Origin of the sequence: Tepidiphilus baoligensis (assembly GCF_012911495.1) — a bacterium.
Taxonomy (GTDB): domain Bacteria; phylum Pseudomonadota; class Gammaproteobacteria; order Burkholderiales; family Rhodocyclaceae; genus Tepidiphilus; species Tepidiphilus olei.
Genome location: NZ_JAAAUB010000002.1, coordinates 156,176 through 177,448 on the forward strand (window position 1 = coordinate 156,176; position 21,273 = coordinate 177,448).

Below are 21,273 nucleotides of genomic sequence, written 5' to 3' on the forward strand. Positions count from 1 at the left end.
CGACGCGTCGTCCGCCCGGTGCCCTTCACTTTTTCGCGCGCCCTTGCGCCGCCACGGCCGCCTGCTGCGCCTTGATCGTCTCCTCGTCGGCGAGGTAATAGCTCTTGAGCGGCCGGCAGCTCTCGTCCAGCTCATAGACGAGGGGCTGAGCCGTGGGAATGTTGAGCCCGACGATGTCCTGGTCCGACACCTCGTCGAGATACTTGATGAGCGCACGCAGGCTGTTGCCATGCGCCGCGATGAGGATACGTTCCCCGGCGAGAATGCGCGGCACGATCACCGTCTGCCAGTAGGGCACGAAGCGCGCCACCGTATCCTTGAGGCATTCGGTGCGGGGAAACTCGGCCTTGGGCAGATCGCGGTAGCGCGGATCGTCGGCGGTAATGCGCGGATCACCCTCGGGCAACGGCGGCGGCGGAACATCGTAGGAGCGGCGCCACAGCAGCACCTGCTCGTCGCCGTATTTGGCCGCCGTCTCGGCCTTGTCCAGCCCCTGCAGCGCACCGTAGTGACGCTCGTTGAGCCGCCAGGAATGCTCCACCGGCAACCATAGCTGATCGAGTTCTTCGAGCACGATGTTGAGCGTCTTGTTCGCCCGTTTCAGCACCGAGGTAAACGCCCGATCGAAGGCGAATCCCTGCTCGCGCAGCAGACGCCCGGCCGCGCGCGCCTCTTCGACGCCTTTCTCGGTGAGATCGACGTCGGTCCAGCCCGTGAAACGATTCTCCTTGTTCCACACGGACTCGCCATGACGCAACAGCACGATCTTGTACATGATCATCCTCTGATATGATTGGACACCTCGATCGACGCTCTGGCGACGGCAGATGCACATCACGATCGAGCCGAGCATTTTATCGCAGCCGTCGCCCGTGCGTCGTCCTATCCCGTCGTGAAAGGAGGCAATGTTGCAGGAATTTCTCGTGCAAAACTGGCATTGGGCCTTGCTCGCGTTGGCAAGCGGCCTGTGGTGGCTCATCGAGACGATACGCAGTGCCACCGACACCAGCCGCGTCACTCCCGCTCAGGCCGTCATCATGGTGAACCGTCAAGATGCCGTCCTGATCGACATCCGTCCCGAAGCCGATTATCGCAAAGGGCATTTGCCCAATGCGATCTCGATCCCCGCCGATCGCATCCCTGAAGATCGCAAACTCGAAGCCTTGCGCTCACGCCACCTCATCCTTTATTGTGATAGCGGCCTGCGCTCGGCCACCGCCTGCAAGAAACTGCGCGCCGCCGGTTTTCCGCACGTCTATAATCTCGAAGGCGGCATCGCTGCCTGGCAGAAAGCCGGGCTGCCTCTAGAAAGCGAGACTCAAAGGAAGAAGAAATGAGCGGGTCCCCCAGAGTACGCATGTATGCGAGCCAGGTCTGCCCCTACTGCGTCCGGGCCGAGCAGCTGCTGCGCCGTAAAGGGGTGAGCGAAATCGAAAAGATCCTGATCGACCGCGATCCCGAGCAACGCGACGAGATGATCCGCCTCACCGGTCGGCGCACCGTCCCGCAGATCTTCATCGGCGAGACGCACGTCGGCGGCTGCGACGATCTCTACGAACTCGAGCGCCAGGGCAAACTCGATGCCCTGCTGCAAGGCATTCCCTCCTCCTGATTTTTTCTTTTCGGATCCCAGCCATGAGCGACACCAACGCAACGCAAACCTCCGACCAGCCCGTCTTCAGCGTCGAAAAACTCTACGTGCGCGACCTCTCGATCGAGGTTCCCAATGCGCCGCAATGTTTCCTCGAGCGCGAGACGCCCAACATCGACGTGCAACTGGCCACTGCCGCCACGCGCCTCGACGAAGGATTCTTCGACGTCAGGCTCACCGTCACCGTCACCGCCAAGATCGGCCAGGACAAAACGCTCTTCCTCATCGAAGTGGCACAAGCCGGCATCTTCCAGATCCGCAACGTGCCGGAAGAAAATCTCGAACCGCTGCTCTTCGTCGCCTGCCCCAGCCTGCTCTATCCCTACGCACGCGAGGTCGTTACCTCCGCGTCGCTACGCGCCGGATTCCAACCGGTGATCCTTGCACCGGTCAATTTCGAAGCGCTCTACGCCCAACAGAAACAACAAGCCGAACTCGCTCGTGCAGGCGAAAGCCAAACGCCACTGCAGTGAATTCGGCATGAACGCATCGATGCCCGGTCCCAGAAACCATTCTTTCCTCGACGAGCTCGTCCATTGGGGCTTGCTCGTCGCCCTGGCCTTATGGCTGCCCGTCGCGTTGGCCCAGGGTATCCCGTACCGGAGCGTCACCACCCACACCCCGGCCTACCTCGCCCCCGAGGAGCCGGTGCCCGTGTTTTACTTATTGCCCGGAACCCCCGTCGAATTGATCCGAGACCAGGGCGGATGGGCCCAGATCCGAGACGCCGACGGAGGGCTCTACTGGGTACCCTCGGCCAATCTCGACCCTCGTCGTACCGTGATCGTCACCGTCGATCGGGCCGAAGTCCGCTCTGCGCCCGACCCTGAGGCGGCGATCGTCTTCGAAGTCGAGCGTAACGTCGTGCTCTCACTCTTAGCCACGCACGACGGCTGGGTCGAAGTCGCTCATGGCTCCCTGCGCGGATTCATCTCCCGCAGCGCCGTATGGGGGCCGTGATGCGCTTGGCCGTACTCGGCGCTGGCGCCTGGGGCACGGCACTCGCCGTCGCCATGGCGCAACGTCACCACGTCCGCCTGTGGTGCCGCGATCCCGTCCAGGCTGAGCTGATGGCGCGCGAACGCCACAATCACCGTTATCTGCCCGATGTGGTGCTCCCTGAAGCAGTGCGCGTCACGGCAAATTTTTCCGAGGCACTCGCAGGGGCGGATCTCGCTCTGATCGTCACGCCGCTCGCGGGGCTCGGGGCCACCGTGGCAGCGCTCGCCCGCGAGCGCCCGAATCTGCCCTTTCTCTGGGCCTGCAAGGGCATCGACCCCCAGCGCCTGGCACTGCCGCACCGTATCGTCGCCGAATCTTGGCCCGCGAGCCTGCCTCCGCCACGGGCGGGCGTGCTCACCGGCCCCAGTTTCGCCCTGGAAGTGGCGCGCAACTTGCCCACCGCCATGGTGCTTGCCGCCGCCGACGCCCACTGGGCCAAACATTGGGTCGAACAGCTGCACCAGCCACGACTGCGCCTCTACGCCCACGACGACGTGGTCGGCGCCGAGGTGGGCGGAGCGCTCAAAAACGTCATCGCCATCGCCGCGGGCGTAGCCGATGGTCTGGGCTGCGGGCTCAATGCCCGTGCCGCCTTGATTACACGCGGCTTGGCCGAGATTACCCGCCTCGCCCGCGCGCTCGGCGGACGTGACGAAACCTTGATGGGTCTGGCGGGCATGGGCGATCTGATCCTCACCACCACCGGGCAACTCTCGCGCAATCGCCGCGTCGGGCTCATGCTCGCCACCGGCAAGCCGCTAGCGGAAATCCTCGCCGAACTGGGGCACGTCGCCGAGGGCGTGCCCACCACCCGCGCCGCAGTAGCGCTCGCCCACCGCCACGGTATCGAGCTGCCCATCGCCGAGGCCGTCCATCGCCTGCTCTTCGAACCGGAGATCAGCGCCGAGGATGTGCTGGAGACCTTGCTCGCGCGCGATCCGAAGTTCGAGCGCGTTTGACCCTCCTCACCCTCCGCCCGAAAATCCCTGCTGCCGCCAGGCCTCGTAGACAACGAGCGCGACGGCGTTCGACAGATTGAGACTGCGGTTGCCCGGCAACATGGGGATGCGCAGGCGCGCCTCCTCGGCGAATTCCGCCGCCACCTCGTCGGGCACGCCACGGGTCTCGGAACCGAAGACGAAGACGTCCCCTGGCGCGAACGCCACGTCCGCATAGCGCCGTGCACCTTTGGTCGTGAGCAGGAAACGGCGCCGCGCGCCCAGCCAGACGCGGCACGCCGCCCAATCCTCGTGCACCACCACCCGCGCGAGGTCGTGATAATCGAGCCCCGCCCGTCGCAGGCCCTTGTCTTCGAGCACGAAGCCCAGCGGCCGCACCAGATGCAGCCGTGCCCCCGTATTTGCGGCAAGCCGGATCACGTTGCCGGTATTGGGCGCGATCTCCGGCCGGAAAAGAACGATCTCGAACATGTTCGTCATCGACTCCGACGGGCCGGCGAAATCGCCCGCGCCAGCACGATTCCCTGGACCGCCGCCGCGCCGCATTCCCGCAAGACCGCAGCCAGAGCGTTCAGCGTCGCCCCCGTGGTGAGCACGTCATCGACCACGCCCACCCGTCTGCCGGCGATCCCCTGCGCCCGATCCACGGCAAAGGCACCGCGCAAGTTCTCGCGCCTCGCCGCGGCGTGCAGACGGGCCTGATGCAGCGTCTCGCGCCGGCGCTGCACCGTTTCGAGCAGAACCGGCACGTGCCATGCGGCACCCAGATCGCGGGCGAGCACCGCGGCCTGATTGAAACCGCGCGAGCGCAGCCGCTGACGTGCGAGCGGCACGGGCACGAGGACGTCGACCGCCAGCGGAGAGGACAGCTCCTCCGCCAAGGCCCGCGCCAGGGCGCGCCCCAGGCGCAGATCTCCGCCATACTTGAAGCGCTGGATCAGGGCATCGAGCGGCGGCTCGTACCAGAACCCCGCCCGCACGGCGTCAAAGGATGGCGGATCCAGCGCACATTCGGCGCAGATTCCTTCACGCTCGTCCTCCCTCAGACGATCGCCGCAGCGCCCGCAGGCCGCCTCCTGCGTCCAGGGATCGAATTCGGCTCGGCAGGATGCGCACACGCCCCGCACCGTCGTCCCCAGACCGCACACACCGCAGTGCGACGGCAGGAAAAAATCGACGAGCAGCGTAAAATCCGGCAGATTCATTTCCTCCCCCTGCACCATGCCCGATACCTCGACCCCGCTGGGCCCCGACCTCGATTCCGCCCTGATTCGCCGCCGCGCCGAGCGCACCGCCCCGGCTTACCCTGCACACCGTTTTCTGGCCGAAGAAACGGCCCAGCGCCTGCTCGAGCGGCTCGACTACCTGCGCATCACTCCGCGGCGCGTGCTCGATCTCGGCGGCGGAAACGATTTGCCGGCGCTGCGTGCACGCTATCCCCAGGCCGAGGCGATCGCCGTCGACTTCGCCCCGGCGCGGCTCGCGCACCTTGCTCCCCGCCCCTCCTGGCTCAGCCGGCTGGTGCGGCACGAACCGACCACAGGCATCGTGGCCGATGCGCACGCGCTGCCGCTCGCCACCGGCAGCGTCGATTTCCTCTGGTCGAACCTGCTGTTACACTGGCTCGCCGAACCGCTCACTGCGCTCGCGGAGTGGCAGCGCGTGCTCGCCGTGGGCGGCACCGTGTTCTTCGCCACCGTCGGCCCCGACACGCTGCGCGAACTGCGCGAGGTGCTCGGTCCCACCGCGGTGCATCCTTTCCTCGACATGCACGACGTGGGCGATCTGCTCATGGCCGCGGGTTTCGCCGATCCGGTGATGGACATGCAGATGCTCACCCTGCGCTACCGTGACCCGGCGCGCCTGTGGCAGGATCTGCGCGCGAGTGGCGCGACGAACGCGCGCCGCGACCGCCGCCGCACCCTCACCGGCAAGGTGCGATGGCAGCGGGCGCTCGCGGCGCTGGAAGCGCGGCGCGAGGCCGACGGCACGATTCCCATCACCGTCGAGCTCGTCTTCGGGCATGCCTGGAAAACCGCGCCCAAGACGCTGCCCGACGGGCGCGCGGTGATCCGCGTACACCGCCGCCCTTGAGCGCCGACTCAGCGCCGCGCGAGCAGCCGCGCCGCCTCGAGCGCAAAGTACGTGAGGATGGCATCGGCCCCGGCGCGCTTGAAGGCAAGGAGCGACTCCATCATCGCCGCCTGCTCGTCGAGCCAACCGTGGGCGAAAGCGGCCTTGAGCATGGCGTACTCGCCGCTCACCTGATAGGCGAAGGTCGGCACGCCGAAGGTCTCCTTGACCCGGCGGATCACGTCGAGGTACGGCATGCCCGGCTTGACCATCACGATGTCGGCCCCCTCGTCGAGATCGAGCGCCACCTCGCGCAGCGCCTCGTCGCTGTTGGCCGGATCCATCTGGTAGGTCGCCTTGCTGCCTTTGCCGAGATTGGCCGCCGAGCCCACCGCGTCGCGAAACGGCCCGTAGAAGGCCGAGGCGTATTTCGCCGAGTAAGCGAGGATGCGCACGTGGATGAGGCCCTGCTCGTCGAGCACCCGGCGGATCGCCCCGATGCGCCCGTCCATCATGTCGGAGGGCGCCACCACGTCGGCGCCGGCGTGCGCATGGCATAGCGCCTGGCGCACGAGAGCGGCCACCGTCTCGTCGTTCATCACGTAGCCACGTGGATCATCCGGCGCGATCAGCCCATCCTGTCCGTGGCTCGTGTAGGGGTCGAGCGCCACGTCGGTGATCACCCCAAGCTGGGGAAAGCGCTGCTTGAGCGCCCGCACTGCCCGCGGCACCAGACCCGCCGGATTCCACGCTTCCTCCGCTCCCGGGGTTTTGAGCTCCGGCGGGATCACGGGAAAGAGGGCAAGCGCCGGGATACCCAGACCAACCGCCTCTTCGGCGAGCGCAAGCAAGCGGTCGATCGACAGACGCTTCACCCCCGGCATGGAAGGCACCGCCTCCTCGCGGTTTTCTCCCTCGAGCACGAACACCGGCAGGATCAGATCGTCTGCCGTGAGCACGTGCTCGCGCATCAAGCGTCGGGAAAACTCGTCGCGCCGCATGCGCCGCATGCGCGTCGTGGGAAACCTACCGAAAAACTGCATCATTCGCTCCTCGTCAGCATTCCCGCGGTGGCGGGAACTTCCGCTCGTGAAAACTTTCTACTTCATTGGCTCGACGCCGCCCTGCATGAACTCTCCCAGTTGAGCGGGACCCCGGCGGTTCTCGCCGGGTTGATGGCCCGAACACGCCCCCTGCGTTCGGGCCTCTTTTTATCCTACTTAGATATGCGCTCCGTCCGGCTCGAGCAAAATACCCGTGAGCCAGCCTCCTACTACGGTTTCCACCTCTTCCACGCCCTGCTTGCGAAGCGCCGAAAAGAGCTGCACCGTGACCTGGCCCGACCACGGCGCCAAGGCACGGCGCACTTGGGCGAGCGTTGCCGTTCTTGCCCCGTGCGAGAGCTTGTCCGCTTTGGTGAGAAGGACATGCACCGGTTTGCCGCTGGGCAAGAACCAGTCGAGTAATTGCCGATCGAGGGCCGTGAGCGGATGGCGCACGTCCATGATGTGGATCAGGCCCACGAGCGCCTCGCGCTCGTGCAGGTAACGTTCGATCAAATCCGCCCAGCCGCGACGCACCGCCTCGGGTACTTTGGCGAATCCGAATCCCGGCAAATCCACCAGGTAGAGGCCGGCAGGAGTGCGAAAAAGGTTGAGTAACTGAGTGCGCCCAGGCGTTTTCGAAACGTAGGCCAGTCGCGTATGCCCGACCAAGGCATTGATCGCACTGGATTTTCCAGCATTGGAGCGACCAACGAAGGCGATCTCCGGCCCTTTGGCTACCGGCAACCCTGCAGGCTTGGCGATCGAGGTGACGAACTCGGCATGGCGAAAAAGGGGCATGGCAAGAGAGGCAGGCAAGCCTGCGCAAAATGGAGAGATGCGATAGAATAGCAAAATTTCCGAATTCCCATCCATCGTGCCGAGGATCCCTTGCTCAAGCGTTCCATCGTGCTCACCGCGCTCGCAGCCTCCAGCCTACTCCATGCCGCCGAACCCGTGGCTCCGGAACAGGTGCAGGAAATCGTCACCACCTTGTGCGCTTCCTGCCACGGACCAGACGGCAATACGCCGCTGATGCCGGAATATCCCAAACTCGCGGGCCAACATCCCGAGTATCTCTACAAGCAGCTCCTCGATTTCAAAGCGTGGGACGACAAACCCCCTGCTCGGGAAAACGCCACGATGAACGCGATGGTCATGGCATATTCCAAAGAAGAAATGCTTGGACTGGCGCAGTATTTCGCCCAGCAACCCCTGCAGCCCGCCGAACCCAAGGCGCAGGAAACGCTCGCCCTCGGTCAGCGGATCTGGCACCATGGCCTTCCCGACAAGGCTGTGCCCGCCTGTTCGGGTTGCCACGGTAACAATGGAGCCGGCATCCCCAGCCTCTACCCCAGGCTCTCCGGTCAAACCCCTGATTACGTCGTCTTGCAGCTCAAAGCCTTCCGCGAACAGCAACGCGCCAACGATCCCGAGCAAATGATGCGCCAGATCGCCAACAAGCTCACCGATACCGAGATCGAGGCGCTGGCCGACTACGCCGCGAGCCTGCGCTGATGCCAATGACGCACGCCGACGAATTGAAGCGCCTGGCGGGCGAAGCTGCCGCGGCCGAGGTCCCCGAGGGCATCTTCCTCGGTGTCGGTACCGGCTCTACCGTCAATTGCTTCATCGATGCCCTCGTGCGCAGCGGCAAACGCATACGCGGGGCCGTCTCCAGCTCGGAGGCCACCACCGAGCGGCTGCGCCGCTACGGCATTCCCGTGCTCGATGCCACCGAGCTCGATACGGTGCCGCTCTACGTCGACGGCGCCGACGAGATCGACCCTTCGTTTGCCATGATCAAGGGCGGCGGCGGCGCACTCACCCGCGAGAAGATCGTCGCCGCCATGGCCGAGCGATTCGTGTGCATCTGCGACGAACGCAAGCTCGTCGAACGGCTGGGCCGCTTTCCCCTGCCCATCGAAGTCATTCCCATGGCCGAACGGCTCGTCGCACGCCGACTGCGCGAACTTGGGGGAGAACCGCGCCGACGCGTCGGCTTCGTCACCGACAACGGCAATGCCATCCTCGACGTGCACGGCCTCGTCATCGACGACCCGGATGCGCTCGAGACGGCGCTCAACGACATCCCCGGCGTCGTCACCAACGGCATTTTTGCCCACCGGCGTGCCGACGTTCTGCTGCTCGCCACCGGCGAGGGCGTACAACGCCGCGAACGCGCCAACGTCACGAAACGGTAACGTTCCCCCTTGATAATGACGATCACCACCGCAGGGATGCCATGAAGAAGACGATGGAAGAACATACCTTCCGGCCTTACGACCGCGAGCTCAACCAGCTGCGCCAGACCGTGCTCGAGATGGGCCGAACCGTCGAACAGCAGGTCGCCAAAGCCATCGAGGGCATACGCAAAGGCGATCAGGCCCTCTTCGACGAAGTGCTGCAAACCGAGCGCTCGATCAATGCCGAAGACCGGCACGTCTTCGAGCAGAGCGTACAGCTGATCGTGCGCAATGCGCCGGCAGCCAATGATCTGCGTCTGGTCATCTCCTCGCTGCAGATCAGCAAAGATCTCGAGCGCATCGGCGACGAGGCGAAGAAGATCGCCAAGAGCGGCATCCGCCTCTATCAATCCTACCCCGCCTTTACGCCCACGGTCGAGCTCGAGCTCATCACGCGCACGACGCTGGCCATGCTACACTCCTCGCTCGATGCCTATGCCCGGCTCGACGACAGCCATGCGTCCGAGATCCTCGCCGACGATCGCACGGTGGATGCGATGTTCAAGGCCATCCTGCGCGAGCTCGTCACCTACATGATGGAAGACCCGCGCACGATCTCGCATTCGCTGGAGCTCGTCTTCATCGCCAAATCGCTCGAGCGCGTGGGCGATCACGCGAAGAACGTGATCGAGCAAGTGGTCTATCTCGTCGAGGGGCGCGACATCCGCTACACCCCCGAGGCCAAACCCGAACCCGAGTAAGCCGCACCGGCCGCACCGAAAACCCACCGCATCGCGAGCGCTTGCAGGGCAAGGCACCCATCGTCCGATGGGGCGCGAAACCTACCGCATGGATCGCAAGTGCCCGGGCGCCGGGAAACGCCGCCGTGCAGCCGCACGCGGATTACGGGTCACCCTCCACGATTCGGCGGCACATAGCCGGCGATCTCGTCGGCTCCATCGCCGAAGAAATAGCGTTCCATCTGCTCCTGCAGATACTTGCGCGCAGCCGGTTCCATCAGGTTCAGACGATTTTCGTTGATGAGCATCGTTTGATAACGCTGCCATTCCTGCCACGCCTCCTTGGAGACGTTCTCGAAGATGCGCTTGCCGAGCACACCCGGCAGCGGCGGCCGTTCCAGCCCCTCGGCTTCCCGACCCAGCTTGACGCAAAAGACCGTCCTTGTCATCGGCGCTCCTTTCCCGTTTACTGCAACTCTTTGACGAACACCTTGGAGCGGCGCTGATAATTGTAGAGCTCGCGTTTGCGCCGAGGGAGCGCCTCGGGCCCCACCTCGCGAAAACCCCGCTCGAGGAACCAATGCGCCGTGCGCGTGGTGAGCACATAGAGCCGCTCTAGCCCCATGGCGCGGGCACGTGCCTCGATGCGCCGGAGCAGTTCCTCCCCGATGCCAGCACGGCGAAATTCCGGGGCCACCGCCAGGCAGGCCAATTCTGCCGCGTTCTCCTCGCTAAAAGGATAGATGGCGGCAGAACCCACGACCACGCCGTCGTACTCCACGAGCACGAAACGCTCGATTTCCTTTTCCAGCAACTCACGGCTGCGGCGCACCAAGGTGCCGTCGGCCTCCATCGGCGCGATGAGCGCAACGAGCGCCGCGACGTCCTCGGGGCGCGCGTCACGGAAACGAAAAATTGGATCGCGGGTGATAAGCGTCCCCACGCCGGAATGGGTGAAGAATTCGAGCAGGAGGCCGCCATCGAGATCACGGTCGATGAGATGCGCCCGGCCCACGCCGCGGCGTACCGCTTCGATCGCCCGCGGCAGATAGAGGTGCAGGTCCTCGGTAAGTCCCGTGCCCTCGGCGAGCGCCCGGGCGGCCGCATCCGCCGTCACCGACGAGACGAGTTTGCCCTGTGCATCCAGCAGACCCGGCGCGTCGCACAGAAAGACGAGTTTCTCCGCGCCGATCGCCACCGCCACCTCGGTGGCGACTTCCTCCATCGTGATGTTGAAGATCTCGCCCGAAGGTGAAGGCGCGAGCGGCGTGATGAGGACGACGTTTTCCTGCTCCAGGTCGGCGACGATCTCCTTGCCGATCACCCGGCGCACCGCCCCGGTATATTGAAAATCCACCCCGTCGATCACCCCCAGCGGCCGGGCAGTGATGAAATTCCCTCCCGTCACCCGCATGTAACTACCCGCCATGGGCGTGTTGGGTAGTCCTTGCGAGAGCTTGGCCTCGATCTCGACGCGCGTGACCATCATCGCCGCTTTGACGCATTCGAGCGCGGCCGCGTCGGTCACCCGCAGGTCCTTGTGGAACACCGGCGTCAAGCCACGGCGCGCCATCTCGGCGTCGATCTGGGGTCGAGCGCCATGCACCAGCACCAGGCGTATCCCCAGCGCTGCGAGCAGGTTGCAATCATAGGCGAGCCGCTGCATGCGCTCGCCCTGGGCCACTTCGCCGTCGAAGGCGATCACGAAAGTCTTGCCGCCAAATGCGTGGATGTAGGGCGCGGAGTGGCGCATCCAGCCGACGAAGGCCGCGGCCGAGCCGTCTTGCAGCGACAAGGGATGAGGCGCTTCGGGGATGCGCTCGCCCGGTTGGTCATACTGCGATCCCGAGCCCGCCGCTTTACTCATCTGTCTGCCTCCATTCACAACGACGCCTCGAGTCGATCACACAAAGTTCGTAGCACCTTCACCCGGGCATAGTACTTGTTGTTCGCCTCGACCAACGTCCAAGGTGCGATCTCGGTGCTCGTGCGCTCGATCATATCGCTCACCGCCAGTTCGTACTGCGGCCATTTCTCCCGGTTGCGCCAATCTTCCGGCGTAATCTTGTGCCGTTTCAAAGGATCGGATTCGCGCTCACGAAACCGTCGCAACTGCTCCTCCAAATCGATCGCCAGCCAGAACTTCACCACCACCGTCCCATTCTCGATCAGCTCTTCCTCGAAATCGTTGATCTCGGCATAGGCCCGCATCCAGTCGGCCGGCGCGCACAAACCTTCGACCCGTTCGACGAGCACGCGCCCATACCAAGAGCGATCGAAGATCACCACCCGGCCGTGCCCTGGCATGCGGCGCCAGAAACGCCAGAGATAGGGCTGGGCGAGCTCTTCGTCGGTGGGCGCGGCGATCGGCACCACCTGGTAGCGCCGCACATCCAGCGCCGCGGTTACGCGCCGGATTGCTCCTCCCTTGCCGGCCGCGTCCATCCCCTCGAAGAGCACGACCAGACTGCGCTTGGCGAAACGCGCATCGCGCACGAGCGCATCGAAGCGCCCCTGCAGATGCTCCAGTTGACGTTCGTACGCTTTCTTCGTCATCGGCTGATCCAGGGTTAGCGCACTCACGGCGTTGGGGCGTTCTTCGAGATCCGGCACGAGGACGAGGGGCGGCGCGCCCCCCTCCCCGCGCTCGATCGCTTCGAACTTGCGCTGCCAGGCACCGGCGAGCGTCTCACCCACGAACACCGCCCGATAACGATCGTCGGCCCCATCGACCAGTACCCAAGGCACCACACCGGTGCTCGTATGCCGAATGGCCGCGGCCGCCGTCTTGGCGTAGTCGTCGTAGTGTTCGAGATAACGCCAATCGGACTCCCTCACGCGCCAGCTGGTGCGTTCATCCTTGGAGAGTTTCTCCAAACGACGTTTCAACTCCTTGGCCGAAATGTGAAACCACAGCTTCAGCAGCAACACGCCCTCGGCTACCAGCATTTCCTCGAACCGGCGCACCCGCTCGAGCGCTGCTTCGAAGGCGGCGCGCTTGCTTCGACCCGTAGCCCGATCCTCGATGATTTCGGCATACCAGTTGTCGAAGAAGACCCCGATGCGCCCGCGTGGCGGCAAACGGCGCCAGAAACGCCACATGTAGGGCCGCTCTTCCTCTTCGGAGCTCGGGCGGTCGATCGCGTGGCTGTCGAGATGGCGCGGATCGAGCCAGGAATTGAGCAGATTCATCGTCTCGCCCTTTCCCGCCTTGTCGACCCCGTTGATGAGGATCAGCGTGGCGAAAGCGCGCTCCTGCACCAGGCGGTATTCCAGATCGAGCAACTGCAGGCGCACGGCTTCCGAGCGCTGGCGATAGGTCTCCTTGTCGAGGCGATGGCCCAATTCCACGTTCTCGAACATCAGCGATCCCCCCACAGAGCTTGCATCATCGCCAACACCGCAGCCGCGGCGGTTTCGCTGCGCAGGATCCGCGGCCCCAAGCCGATGCGCTCGACGCCGATCCGTTCCGCCTCGCTCAGTTCCTCCGCGCTCCAGCCACCCTCGGGGCCGACGAGCACGATCACCGGCCTCGAGGGTGGGGGAAGGCGGGACAGGGGAACCCCTTGCGGCGCGAGCAGCCACCGGTGCGCCTCGGGATGGTTCGTTCGCACGTCCTCCATCCATTCCCGCCAGTGACATGGCCGCGCCACCTCCGGCACCACGGTGCGGGCGCATTGCTGCACCGCGGCCACGGCGACACGCTGCCAATGCATCTGCTTGCGCGCTCCCCGCTCCAGCGCGCCACCGGTCTGAGTGCGCGCCGTCACGAGCGGCACGATGCGCGCAGCACCGAGTTCGACCGCTTTCTGGATCGCCCAGTCCATGCGCTCGGCCGGTAGCAGTGCCTGACCAAGCGTCACGGAGAAAGGCAACTCGCGCGAAACGGGCTCGAAGGCTTCCAGTCGTACCCGCGCTGCATCCCGCCCCACGGGTTCCAGCACCCCATGCCACTCCCCTCCCCGACCATCGAACACCACCACGGGTGCGCCTGCGCGTAACCTCAGCACGCGCAGGGCATGATGAGCCACCTCCGCAGGTAGCGACACCAGCGCACCAGCCTCGGGCGTGAGATCGGGAACGAAGAAACGAGCAACCATGGCAGCGCATTATACGATGGGCCGTGCTCCTGGCTGGAACGGACCGACCAGAATGACGGACTAGCCGTTTTGCAATGCAACGATCGCTTGACTTCCATCATGGACCGGGTATAATTTGTTTCATCGATCGCGGGGTAGAGCAGTCCGGTAGCTCGTCGGGCTCATAACCCGGAGGTCGCAGGTTCAAATCCTGCCCCCGCAACCATCGCCAAAAACCGGCTCTCGCAGCCGGTTTTTTCATGCCTGCAGAACACCGAGTCCATGTATCGAACTGCTGCGCGGTCCCTGCCTCGGTTACCTCCTCGAGCCGAGGAGGTTCCTCCCGCGAAGTGCAACGGTGAGAAGCACCAGCAGCGCCATCGTTCCCATCTCACCGTAGAAACGCACGAAGGGCGTCTCGCCGCGCCTTCCCTGCACCGTCAATTCCAGGATCGACTCACGCCATTCGGGCAAAACCGCCAGCACTCGCCCGTCGACGTCGAACCCTCCGCTCACGCCGGTGTTGGTCGCTTGTACCCACGGGCGGGCGGTTTCCAGCGCGCGCACCCTGCCGATCTGCGCGTGTTGGGCCTGTGCCGCGCTGCGGTCGTACCACGCGAGGTTGGAGAGATTGAGGAGCCACGTGGCCCCGGCGCGCACGTCGCCGGCGATGAGGTCGGCAAACGCGCTCTCGTAGCAGATGTCGACGGCGGCAGCCGTCTCGCCCACGTGCAAGAAAGGCTGAAGGGGCTCACCCGGGCCTTGGTTCGACATCGGAATCGACAAGGCGCGGAAAAACCAGCCGAAGAGCGGCGGCGAATACTCACCGAACGGAACGAGGTGACGCTTGTGATAGGAAAAGGGCGCAGCCTTGCCCTGTGCCACCGCCGAATTGTGGATGACGCCTGCTTCATCGCGCGTGAAGGTGCCATAGAGCACGGTGCGATCCTCGCCCAAGGTCTGCGCCACGAGGCCGTGCCATTCATCTGGGATCTGCACGTCGAGCAGCGGCAAAGAAGTCTCCGGCAATACCACCAGCGTGCCGCGCGTCTGCGCGATCAGCTCGGCCTGGCGCCAGAGGTGACGCCCCAGCAGCGCCCCGTCCCATTTCTGATCCTGGGGAATCGCGGGTTGGATCAGGCTCACCGCGAGTGGGGCACCTACCGGTCGGGTCCATTCCACGCTGCGCAATACCCCGCCGAGCGCGGCCACGAGCAGCACGACTGGCAACCAGCGTCGCCAAGGCATGCCAAACGCGAGGAGCGCAACCATGACGAAGAGAAGAAACCCCACACCCAGCGATCCGACGAGCGGATAGAATCCCGCCAAAGGGCTGGGCGGCGTCTGACTCAGACCGGGGCTGAGCCAGGGAAACCCCGTGAAGACCCAGCCGCGAGCCCATTCGGTTGCCGTGAAGACCGCCGCCGTGAAGACTGCCCGGCGAAAAGCGCTTCCTGCCGGAGACCAGCGCACGGCAAGCCCCGCAGCCAGCGCCCACCAGGCGGCGAGATAGACGGCGAAGAGCGCCACCGCCGCCCAAGCCGCCGGCCAGGGAAGTCCTCCGTAGCGTGCGAGCGCCACCGACAACCACCCCACTCCTACAAAGAAATAGGGCCAAGCCCAGAGAAGGGCTGCGACCATGGCCTGCCGTGGATTCGCTTGTTTCAACGCGAACAAGAGGGGAAGGAGCGCAACGGGCAACCACCAGAAAACCTCGGTCGGGGCGAAAGCCCACGGGGCGCTCGCGCCAGCAGCAGCGATCAGACACGCCACCGCCCAAGACGGCAATGCGCGGCCACGCAGGATGAGGCGCGGCAACCAGGCGGTCACGCTCACCCTCACTCCGATTCCGTCGCTCCGCCTGCCCTGGTCGGTGGCCGCACCCGCAGCCAGTGCAACCGGCGGCTGTCGGCGCGCAGCACCTCGAAGGTCCAACCGTCGATGTCGACGCATTCACCGCGCTGCGGTAGGCGCCCGAGCCGATGGATCACGAGTCCGCCGATGGTGTCGCCCTCCTCGTCGGAGAACTCGGTTCCGAACGCCTCGTTGAAGTCGATGAGTTCCATCGTCGCCTTGACGCGATAGCTGCCGTCCGCTTCCAGCCGGATGGCGTCTTCCGGCTCGTCGAAGTCGTATTCGTCCTCGATGTCGCCGACGATCTGCTCGAGCACGTCTTCGATCGTCACCAGGCCGCTCACTCCGCCGTATTCGTCGGCGACGATGGCCATGTGGTTGCGGCGGCGGCGAAACTCGCGCAGCAAGAGATCCAGCCGTTTGGATTCGGGCACGAACACGGCCGGACGCAGGCTGTCGCGCAGATCGAAGGGAAAACCGGCGAAATAACGGATCAGATCCTTGGCGAGAAAAATGCCAACGACGTCGTCCTTGCTCTCGCCGATCGCCGGGAAACGCGAATGATTGGTCTCGGCCACGAAACAGGCGATCTCTTCGATCGGATCGTCGATGCGAATCACGTCCATTTGGCTGCGCGGCACCATCACGTCGCGCACACGCAGCTCCGAGATGGCCAAGGCGCCTTCGATGATGGAGAGGGCCTCGGCATCGAAAAGGTTGCGCTCGCAGGCCGAGTGCAGCACTTCCAGCAATTCCTCGCGCGTTTCGGGTTCGCGCGACCAGAACGCCGTCAGTCGATCCCACCAACTACGATGGGAAGGTTCGTCGTCGTCTTTCATCGCTCCTCGTCGACATAGGGGTCGGGGAAACCGAGCCGCCCGAGCACGTCGCGCTCAAGCGCCTCCATCTCGGCCGCCTGGGAGTCGTCTTCATGGTCATATCCTTGCAGGTGCAGCATACCATGCACGATCAGGTGCGCGTAGTGCGCCGCCAGCGGCTTGCCCTGCTCCGCGGCCTCACGCTCTACCACGGGCGCGCACAGCACCAGATCTCCCATCAATCCGGCTTCTTCCGGCACATCATAGACGAAAGAAAGCACGTTGGTGGCGTAATCCTTGCCGCGGAAACGCCGGTTCAACTCGCGCCCTTCCTCCGTGTCGACGAAACGCACCGCGACCTGCGCCTCGCCCTTCTGCAAGGCGGCACGCACCCAGCGCAGCACTGCGGCGCGCGGTGGAACTTCGGCGGAGCAGACCCGCTGATAGCTCAAGCGCAGGCGCTTCACCGCTCCCCTCCTTCGCTGCCGTGACGGTCATAGGCCTCGACGATGCGCGCCACCAAGGGGTGACGCACCACGTCTTCCTTGAGAAACTGGGTAAACGCGATGCCGCGTACCTCGGCGAGTACCTCACGCGCCTGCGCAAGACCGCTCTTCGTGCCACGAGGCAGGTCGATCTGGGTGAGATCGCCCGTGATGACCGCCTTGGAGCCGATGCCGATGCGCGTCAGGAACATCTTCATCTGCTCGGGCGTGGTGTTCTGCGCCTCGTCCAGAATGATGAAGGCGTGATTGAGCGTACGCCCGCGCATGAAGGCGAGCGGTGCGATCTCGATCGCGCCGCGTTCGAAGAGCTTGCCTACGCGCTCGAAACCGAAGAGGTCGTAGAGCGCGTCGTAGAGCGGGCGAAGGTACGGATCTACCTTCTGGGCCAGATCGCCGGGCAGGAAACCGAGCCGCTCGCCGGCCTCCACCGCCGGGCGCGTGAGCACGATGCGCTCGATCTGTTCGCGCTCGAAGGCATCGACGGCCGCCGCCACCGCGAGATAGGTCTTGCCGGTGCCGGCCGGGCCGATGCCGAAGGTGATGTCGTGCGACTGGATCGCGCGCAGATAGGCCACCTGACGCGGCGTGCGCCCGCCGATCGCCCCCTTGCGCGTGCGCAGCCGCGGCACTGCGCCTTCCTCGGCCGATGCCTCGTTGGCGTCGCTCAGGCGCTCGATCACGCCGAGCTGGACGTCGTCGAGCGAGAGTTCCTGTCCGGCGCGAGCCCACAAGCGCTGCAGGACGTCGAGCGCGAGCCTCGTCTGCGCCGGCGCCCCCGCGAGGGTGAAATGGCCGCTACGCCGCGCGATCGTCACGTCGAATGCCGATTCGATCTGGCGCAGGTTCTCGTCGAGCACTCCGCACAGATTCGCGAGCCGCGCGTTGTCGAGCGGCTCGATGTCCCACTCCAGGTACTGCATCTCAGGACGCACGGACGAGCACCTCCCCCCGCAGGCTGTGCGGCAGCGCCTCGGTGATCTTCACGTCGACGAAGTGCCCCACCAGGCGGGGTTCGCCGCGGAAATTGACCACGCGGTTGTTCTCGGTACGGCCGGCGAGCCAGGCCGGGTCTTTCTTCGAAGGCCCCGTGACCAGCACCCGCTCGATGCGCCCCACCATGGCTTCGCTGAAAGCGCGCGCCTGCGCTTCGATCTGGGCCTGCAGCCGGGCGAGCCAGGCGAGCTTGGTGTCCTGCGGCAGCGGGTCGGGAAGTTCGGCCGCCGGCGTGCCGGGGCGGGCGCTATAGACGAAACTGAAGGAATGGTCGAACTGCAGCTCCTCGACGAGGCGCAGCGTCTTTTCGAAATCGGCTTCGGTCTCGCCGGGAAAACCGACGATGAAATCGGACGACAGCGACAGGTCCGGGCGCACCGCCCGCAGCCGCCGCACGATGGATTTGTATTCGAGCACGGTGTAGCCGCGTTTCATCGCCGCGAGCACCCGGTCGGAGCCGGACTGCACCGGCAGATGCAGGTGGCTGACGAGCTTGGGAATTTTCTCGTAGGCAGCGATCAGGCGCGACGTCATCTCACGCGGGTGCGAGGTCGTGTAGCGGATGCGCTCGATGCCGGGGATCTCGGCCACGCACTCCAGCAGAAAGGCGAAGTCGCCTACTTCCTCCCCGTCGCGCGACAGCCGCCCGCGCCAAGCGTTGACGTTCTGCCCCAGCAGCGTCACTTCTTTGACTCCCTGTTCGGCGAGCTGGGCCACCTCGACGAGCACGTCTTCGAGCGGACGGGAAATCTCTTCGCCCCGCGTATAGGGAACGATGCAGAAAGAGCAGTACTTGGAGCAGCCTTCCATGATGGAAACGAAGGCGCTCGCCCCTTCGACGCGCGGCTCGGGCAGCGCATCGAACTTCTCGATCTCGGGAAAGGAGATATCGACTTGCGGCCGATCCTGCCGCCGCCGCGCTTCGATCAGCTCCGGCAGCCGGTGCAAGGTCTGCGGCCCGAAGACGACATCGACGTAAGGGGCGCGGCGCACGATGGCCTCACCTTCCTGGCTCGCCACACAGCCCCCCACGCCGATCACGAGATCGGGGTTGCGTCGCTTGAGCTCCTTGACCCGCCCCAGGTCGTGGAAGACCTTCTCCTGCGCTTTCTCGCGCACGGAGCAGGTGTTGAAGAGGATGACGTCGGCTTCGAGCGGATCGTCGGTGGGTTCGGCGCCGTAGCGCGCCGCGAGCACGTCGAACATCTTGGTCGTGTCGTACTCGTTCATCTGGCATCCGAACGTGCGGATGTAGACTTTCTTCATTTGCCTATGGACCCTTGACACCCGAAAGGGAAAACCGGTATATTACCAGACTCGATGGTGAAGTAGCTCAGATGGTTAGAGCGACGGATTCATAACCCGTAGGTCGGCGGTTCGACTCCGCCCTTCACCACCATCACCCCAAAGCCGTTTTCGGCTCGAAACGCCTCCCGCCCCCCTCTTGCACCACCACCCGTTCTCGCTCGATGATGCGGCGAAACGCCTCGTCGATGCTCGCCCAGTCGATCACGTCCACGCGATAGGGCAAATCGGACTCGGAAAAGGCTTCACGCAACCGGGCCTCGAGATCGAGCGGCAAGGGTCGGTCGGTGATCACGGCGAGATCCAGATCGGAATACTTCCTCGCCGTTCCCTTGGCGCGTGAGCCGAATGCCCAGACTTCGACGCCCGGAAGGTGGCGCTGCAGGATGTCCCGCACGATCCGCCAATGCTCCGGGCGGATGTCGAGCGGCGGGACGCTCCCGCTCATGACAGACGCTCCCGCAGCCGGTCGCGCAGATGGCGTACTTCCTCGAGAAATTCGGGAATACCTCGAACCACTTCGAGGGCGACGTTCTCGTCGTACGCATGACTGGTCTTGGCGCGCATCTCGCGGTAACGCCGCCAGTCGGGCCATTCTCCCCGCAGGAGTCCACGCTCGTTGCCGGCGCGGATCAAGTCCTGAAAGGGCATCTCGTCGTATTGCTGAGGCGTAGGAGACGTGAGCCGAAGAAAGCGCTTGAGCATCTTGTGCGCGAGTTCGTAGGTGAACTCGAATCGCTGGATCAGCCCGTCGCGAATCTGCAAGTCCTCAGGATCTTGCAGATATCGCCTCCAACCCTCTTCCAGCCGGGCCACGGCGCGCTCCAGCGGGGTGACGTCGAGTGACTCATCCACCACTTTTCCTCCTTGATTCCTCTGCCGGGCTGGCGCTTCTGCAGCCCGGCGGTACCGACGCCCTCAGCGCTGGCCGATCTTCACGTCGCCGAACACGCCGCGATGCTGCTGCGGCTGGCAACGCCAGTATTGCGGCGGGGCTTTGACGGTGGCACCGAGCGCGGCGGCGGCGTGCCACGGCCAGCGCGGATCCCACACCATCATGCGGGCGAGCGCCACCAAATCGGCTTTTTCTTCGGCAAGAATGACCTCGGCTTGCTGGGGCTCGGTGATGAGCCCCACGGCGATCACGGGCATGTGCTTCACGGCGCGCCGCACCGCTTCGGCGAATGGCACCTGATAGCCCGGAGCCACCGGAATTTTCTGCAGGGGCGAGAGACCGCCGCTCGAGACGTGGATATAAGCGCAGCCCGAGGGTTCGAGCGCCTGTGCGAGCGCGATACTCTGCTCGAGATCCCAACCGCCTTCGACCCAGTCGGTGGCAGAGATGCGCACGCCCACCGGGATGCGTTCCGGCAGCGCTTCACGCACGGCGCGGAACACCTCCAGCGGGAAACGCATGCGGTTCTCCAGCGAGCCGCCATACGCGTCGGTACGCTGGTTCGATAACGGCGAGAGAAACTCGTGCAGCAGATAGCCGTGCGCCATGTGCAGCTCGATCGCCTGCAGGCCGCAGTCGACGGCACGGCGGGCGGCGGCGACGAAGGATTCACGGATACGGGCAAGACCGGCTGGATCGAGTTCCTGCGGCGGCAGCTCGCCCGGAGCGTGCGGCAAGGGCGAAGGGGCGAGCGCGAGCCAACCGCCCTCCTCCACCGGAATCTGGGCGCCTCCCTCCCACGGCACCCGGCTCGATGCCTTGCGTCCCGCATGGGATAGCTGGATGGCGAGTGGCATCACCCCTTGACGACGCACGGGTGCCAACGCACGGGCGAGCGACTCGGCGTGCGCATCCGACCACAGTCCCAGACAACCCGGCGTGATGCGCCCTTCGGGCGTGACGGCGGTCGCCTCGACGATGAACATGCCCGCACCCGAGAGCGCCATTGATCCCCAATGCAGACAGTGCCAATCACCGGGATGCCCCTCCTGCGCCGAATACTGGCACATGGGCGCGATCACGATGCGATTGGGCAGCTCCAACGCGCCCAAACGGAACGAGGAAAACAGACGGCTCATGTCATGCTCCTTGTTACATGGATGCAGGCG

Annotated in this window: 26 protein-coding genes and 2 tRNA genes; 11 read left to right on the forward strand and 17 right to left on the reverse strand. The window is 65.0% G+C overall.

Features of this window, described 5'->3' with window-relative positions:
* Positions 1–25: 25 nt before the first annotated feature.
* A complete protein-coding gene (gene gpmA, locus GV368_RS02525; protein ID WP_142804604.1) occupies positions 26–775 on the reverse strand; it encodes a 2,3-diphosphoglycerate-dependent phosphoglycerate mutase in 750 nt (249 codons plus the stop codon).
* A 130-nt stretch (positions 776–905) separates the two neighbouring features.
* On the opposite strand from gpmA, the gene GV368_RS02530 reads away from it, so the two are divergent.
* From GV368_RS02530 to GV368_RS02550, 5 genes are read left to right on the forward strand one after another with little or no spacing between them, the layout of a single operon-like run.
* The gene (locus tag GV368_RS02530) at positions 906–1,337 is read left to right on the forward strand and encodes a rhodanese-like domain-containing protein (protein WP_142804603.1); all 432 of its coding nucleotides are present in this window, start codon (positions 906–908) and stop codon (positions 1,335–1,337) included.
* The gene (gene grxC / locus GV368_RS02535) at positions 1,334–1,612 is read left to right on the forward strand and encodes a glutaredoxin 3 (RefSeq protein WP_178086727.1); all 279 of its coding nucleotides are present in this window, start codon (positions 1,334–1,336) and stop codon (positions 1,610–1,612) included. Before GV368_RS02530 ends, grxC begins: the two co-directional genes overlap by 4 nt.
* Before the next feature lie 23 nt (positions 1,613–1,635).
* On the forward strand, positions 1,636–2,124 hold the full coding sequence (gene secB / locus GV368_RS02540) for a protein-export chaperone SecB (RefSeq protein ID WP_142804602.1): 489 nt from the start codon (positions 1,636–1,638) through the stop codon (positions 2,122–2,124).
* A 19-nt stretch (positions 2,125–2,143) separates the two neighbouring features.
* On the forward strand, positions 2,144–2,611 hold the full coding sequence (locus GV368_RS02545) for an SH3 domain-containing protein (protein WP_169115205.1): 468 nt from the start codon (positions 2,144–2,146) through the stop codon (positions 2,609–2,611).
* Positions 2,611–3,612 carry an NAD(P)H-dependent glycerol-3-phosphate dehydrogenase gene (locus GV368_RS02550; RefSeq protein WP_206673222.1) on the forward strand — a complete coding sequence of 334 codons (1,002 nt, stop codon included), beginning with the start codon at positions 2,611–2,613 and terminating at the stop codon, positions 3,610–3,612. The genes GV368_RS02545 and GV368_RS02550 overlap by 1 nt, the downstream gene beginning before the upstream one ends.
* Positions 3,613–3,618: 6 nt before the next feature.
* Here the strand turns inward: GV368_RS02550 and GV368_RS02555 are convergent, their stop codons facing one another.
* Complete coding sequence (locus tag GV368_RS02555) at positions 3,619–4,083, reverse strand: tRNA (cytidine(34)-2'-O)-methyltransferase (protein ID WP_169115337.1); 465 nt, start codon at positions 4,081–4,083, stop codon at positions 3,619–3,621.
* A gap of 5 nt (positions 4,084–4,088) precedes the next feature.
* Positions 4,089–4,817 carry a ComF family protein gene (locus GV368_RS02560; RefSeq protein WP_169115207.1) on the reverse strand — a complete coding sequence of 243 codons (729 nt, stop codon included), beginning with the start codon at positions 4,815–4,817 and terminating at the stop codon, positions 4,089–4,091.
* A 16-nt stretch (positions 4,818–4,833) separates the two neighbouring features.
* Here GV368_RS02560 and GV368_RS02565 point away from each other — a divergent pair, with 16 nt between their 5' ends.
* Positions 4,834–5,706: a methyltransferase domain-containing protein gene (locus GV368_RS02565; protein WP_169115208.1), complete on the forward strand. Its 873-nt coding sequence runs from the start codon at positions 4,834–4,836 to the stop codon at positions 5,704–5,706.
* A gap of 8 nt (positions 5,707–5,714) precedes the next feature.
* Here the strand turns inward: GV368_RS02565 and hemB are convergent, their stop codons facing one another.
* Together hemB and yihA are read right to left on the reverse strand one after the other, a co-directional pair.
* Positions 5,715–6,728: a porphobilinogen synthase gene (hemB, locus tag GV368_RS02570; protein WP_169115339.1), complete on the reverse strand. Its 1,014-nt coding sequence runs from the start codon at positions 6,726–6,728 to the stop codon at positions 5,715–5,717.
* Between the two features lie 177 nt (positions 6,729–6,905).
* Positions 6,906–7,529, reverse strand: coding sequence for a ribosome biogenesis GTP-binding protein YihA/YsxC (gene yihA, locus GV368_RS02575; RefSeq protein WP_142804597.1), 624 nt, complete (start codon positions 7,527–7,529; stop codon positions 6,906–6,908).
* A gap of 90 nt (positions 7,530–7,619) precedes the next feature.
* Here yihA and GV368_RS02580 point away from each other — a divergent pair, with 90 nt between their 5' ends.
* Genes GV368_RS02580 through phoU form a run of 3 tightly spaced genes read left to right on the forward strand, consistent with a single transcriptional unit; the run spans position 7,620 to position 9,675 of the window.
* On the forward strand, positions 7,620–8,246 hold the full coding sequence (locus tag GV368_RS02580) for a c-type cytochrome (RefSeq protein WP_142804596.1): 627 nt from the start codon (positions 7,620–7,622) through the stop codon (positions 8,244–8,246).
* 5 nt (positions 8,247–8,251) lie between these two features.
* Entirely contained in the window at positions 8,252–8,932 is a 681-nt protein-coding gene (rpiA, locus tag GV368_RS02585; RefSeq protein WP_142809384.1) for a ribose-5-phosphate isomerase RpiA, read from the forward strand.
* Positions 8,933–8,973: 41 nt separating this feature from the next.
* Positions 8,974–9,675 (forward strand): phosphate signaling complex protein PhoU, encoded by a 702-nt coding sequence (gene phoU, locus GV368_RS02590; RefSeq protein WP_206673224.1) that lies wholly within the window; start codon positions 8,974–8,976, stop codon positions 9,673–9,675.
* Positions 9,676–9,824: 149 nt separating this feature from the next.
* Here the strand turns inward: phoU and GV368_RS02595 are convergent, their stop codons facing one another.
* The 4 genes from GV368_RS02595 to GV368_RS02610 are packed head-to-tail and all read right to left on the reverse strand — an operon-like array spanning position 9,825 to position 13,754.
* On the reverse strand, positions 9,825–10,103 hold the full coding sequence (locus GV368_RS02595) for an oxidative damage protection protein (protein WP_142804595.1): 279 nt from the start codon (positions 10,101–10,103) through the stop codon (positions 9,825–9,827).
* Between the two features lie 17 nt (positions 10,104–10,120).
* Positions 10,121–11,521 carry an amino-acid N-acetyltransferase gene (gene argA, locus GV368_RS02600; RefSeq protein ID WP_169115209.1) on the reverse strand — a complete coding sequence of 467 codons (1,401 nt, stop codon included), beginning with the start codon at positions 11,519–11,521 and terminating at the stop codon, positions 10,121–10,123.
* Positions 11,522–11,535: 14 nt separating this feature from the next.
* Positions 11,536–13,017, reverse strand: coding sequence for a polyphosphate:AMP phosphotransferase (gene pap / locus GV368_RS02605; RefSeq protein ID WP_169115210.1), 1,482 nt, complete (start codon positions 13,015–13,017; stop codon positions 11,536–11,538).
* Positions 13,017–13,754 (reverse strand): 16S rRNA (uracil(1498)-N(3))-methyltransferase, encoded by a 738-nt coding sequence (locus tag GV368_RS02610; protein ID WP_169115212.1) that lies wholly within the window; start codon positions 13,752–13,754, stop codon positions 13,017–13,019. Before GV368_RS02610 ends, pap begins: the two co-directional genes overlap by 1 nt.
* A 128-nt stretch (positions 13,755–13,882) precedes the next feature.
* Between GV368_RS02610 and GV368_RS02615 the strand changes: the two genes are divergently transcribed.
* Positions 13,883–13,959, forward strand: a tRNA-Met gene (locus GV368_RS02615).
* 89 nt (positions 13,960–14,048) lie between these two features.
* Here the strand turns inward: GV368_RS02615 and lnt are convergent.
* From lnt to miaB, 5 genes are read right to left on the reverse strand one after another with little or no spacing between them, the layout of a single operon-like run.
* Positions 14,049–15,569, reverse strand: a complete 1,521-nt coding sequence (gene lnt, locus GV368_RS02620; RefSeq protein ID WP_169115214.1) for an apolipoprotein N-acyltransferase — start codon at positions 15,567–15,569, stop codon at positions 14,049–14,051.
* Between the two features lie 2 nt (positions 15,570–15,571).
* Entirely contained in the window at positions 15,572–16,426 is an 855-nt protein-coding gene (locus GV368_RS02625) for an HlyC/CorC family transporter (RefSeq protein ID WP_169115222.1), read from the reverse strand.
* Positions 16,423–16,872: an rRNA maturation RNase YbeY gene (ybeY, locus tag GV368_RS02630; protein ID WP_169115224.1), complete on the reverse strand. Its 450-nt coding sequence runs from the start codon at positions 16,870–16,872 to the stop codon at positions 16,423–16,425. The genes GV368_RS02625 and ybeY overlap by 4 nt, the downstream gene beginning before the upstream one ends.
* Positions 16,869–17,831, reverse strand: a complete 963-nt coding sequence (locus tag GV368_RS02635; protein WP_169115343.1) for a PhoH family protein — start codon at positions 17,829–17,831, stop codon at positions 16,869–16,871. Before GV368_RS02635 ends, ybeY begins: the two co-directional genes overlap by 4 nt.
* A gap of 1 nt (position 17,832) precedes the next feature.
* The gene (gene miaB, locus GV368_RS02640; protein WP_169115225.1) at positions 17,833–19,170 is read right to left on the reverse strand and encodes a tRNA (N6-isopentenyl adenosine(37)-C2)-methylthiotransferase MiaB; all 1,338 of its coding nucleotides are present in this window, start codon (positions 19,168–19,170) and stop codon (positions 17,833–17,835) included.
* A 56-nt stretch (positions 19,171–19,226) separates the two neighbouring features.
* Here miaB and GV368_RS02645 point away from each other — a divergent pair.
* Positions 19,227–19,303, forward strand: a tRNA-Met gene (locus GV368_RS02645).
* Here the strand turns inward: GV368_RS02645 and GV368_RS02650 are convergent.
* From GV368_RS02650 to GV368_RS02660, 3 genes are all read right to left on the reverse strand, one after another.
* On the reverse strand, positions 19,304–19,657 hold the full coding sequence (locus GV368_RS02650; RefSeq protein ID WP_142811633.1) for a nucleotidyltransferase family protein: 354 nt from the start codon (positions 19,655–19,657) through the stop codon (positions 19,304–19,306). It abuts the tRNA gene before it with no gap.
* Positions 19,654–20,064 carry a nucleotidyltransferase substrate binding protein gene (locus GV368_RS02655; protein ID WP_169115226.1) on the reverse strand — a complete coding sequence of 137 codons (411 nt, stop codon included), beginning with the start codon at positions 20,062–20,064 and terminating at the stop codon, positions 19,654–19,656. The genes GV368_RS02650 and GV368_RS02655 overlap by 4 nt, the downstream gene beginning before the upstream one ends.
* Before the next feature lie 63 nt (positions 20,065–20,127).
* Positions 20,128–21,243 carry an NADH:flavin oxidoreductase/NADH oxidase gene (locus GV368_RS02660; RefSeq protein WP_169115227.1) on the reverse strand — a complete coding sequence of 372 codons (1,116 nt, stop codon included), beginning with the start codon at positions 21,241–21,243 and terminating at the stop codon, positions 20,128–20,130.
* Between the last annotated feature and the right edge of the window lie 30 nt (positions 21,244–21,273).

Excerpts from the sequence above, each read along its gene's own strand:
- rpiA (WP_142809384.1), top strand. The coding sequence starts at position 8,252 with ATGACGCACGCCGACGAATTGAAGCGCCTGGCGGGCGAAGCTGCCGCG.
- GV368_RS02660 (WP_169115227.1), bottom strand. The coding sequence starts at position 21,243 with ATGAGCCGTCTGTTTTCCTCGTTCCGTTTGGGCGCGTTGGAGCTGCCC.
- pap (WP_169115210.1), bottom strand. The coding sequence starts at position 13,017 with ATGTTCGAGAACGTGGAATTGGGCCATCGCCTCGACAAGGAGACCTAT.
- phoU (WP_206673224.1), top strand. The coding sequence starts at position 8,974 with ATGAAGAAGACGATGGAAGAACATACCTTCCGGCCTTACGACCGCGAG.
- GV368_RS02550 (WP_206673222.1), top strand. The coding sequence starts at position 2,611 with ATGCGCTTGGCCGTACTCGGCGCTGGCGCCTGGGGCACGGCACTCGCC.
- GV368_RS02610 (WP_169115212.1), bottom strand. The coding sequence starts at position 13,754 with ATGGTTGCTCGTTTCTTCGTTCCCGATCTCACGCCCGAGGCTGGTGCG.
- GV368_RS02625 (WP_169115222.1), bottom strand. The coding sequence starts at position 16,426 with ATGAAAGACGACGACGAACCTTCCCATCGTAGTTGGTGGGATCGACTG.
- GV368_RS02530 (WP_142804603.1), top strand. The coding sequence starts at position 906 with ATGTTGCAGGAATTTCTCGTGCAAAACTGGCATTGGGCCTTGCTCGCG.
- GV368_RS02560 (WP_169115207.1), bottom strand. The coding sequence starts at position 4,817 with ATGAATCTGCCGGATTTTACGCTGCTCGTCGATTTTTTCCTGCCGTCG.
- GV368_RS02565 (WP_169115208.1), top strand. The coding sequence starts at position 4,834 with ATGCCCGATACCTCGACCCCGCTGGGCCCCGACCTCGATTCCGCCCTG.
- hemB (WP_169115339.1), bottom strand. The coding sequence starts at position 6,728 with ATGCAGTTTTTCGGTAGGTTTCCCACGACGCGCATGCGGCGCATGCGG.
- GV368_RS02555 (WP_169115337.1), bottom strand. The coding sequence starts at position 4,083 with ATGTTCGAGATCGTTCTTTTCCGGCCGGAGATCGCGCCCAATACCGGC.
- miaB (WP_169115225.1), bottom strand. The coding sequence starts at position 19,170 with ATGAAGAAAGTCTACATCCGCACGTTCGGATGCCAGATGAACGAGTAC.
- gpmA (WP_142804604.1), bottom strand. The coding sequence starts at position 775 with ATGTACAAGATCGTGCTGTTGCGTCATGGCGAGTCCGTGTGGAACAAG.
- GV368_RS02595 (WP_142804595.1), bottom strand. The coding sequence starts at position 10,103 with ATGACAAGGACGGTCTTTTGCGTCAAGCTGGGTCGGGAAGCCGAGGGG.
- yihA (WP_142804597.1), bottom strand. The coding sequence starts at position 7,529 with ATGCCCCTTTTTCGCCATGCCGAGTTCGTCACCTCGATCGCCAAGCCT.
- GV368_RS02650 (WP_142811633.1), bottom strand. The coding sequence starts at position 19,657 with ATGAGCGGGAGCGTCCCGCCGCTCGACATCCGCCCGGAGCATTGGCGG.
- GV368_RS02635 (WP_169115343.1), bottom strand. The coding sequence starts at position 17,831 with ATGCAGTACCTGGAGTGGGACATCGAGCCGCTCGACAACGCGCGGCTC.
- secB (WP_142804602.1), top strand. The coding sequence starts at position 1,636 with ATGAGCGACACCAACGCAACGCAAACCTCCGACCAGCCCGTCTTCAGC.
- GV368_RS02545 (WP_169115205.1), top strand. The coding sequence starts at position 2,144 with ATGCCCGGTCCCAGAAACCATTCTTTCCTCGACGAGCTCGTCCATTGG.
- argA (WP_169115209.1), bottom strand. The coding sequence starts at position 11,521 with ATGAGTAAAGCGGCGGGCTCGGGATCGCAGTATGACCAACCGGGCGAG.
- grxC (WP_178086727.1), top strand. The coding sequence starts at position 1,334 with ATGAGCGGGTCCCCCAGAGTACGCATGTATGCGAGCCAGGTCTGCCCC.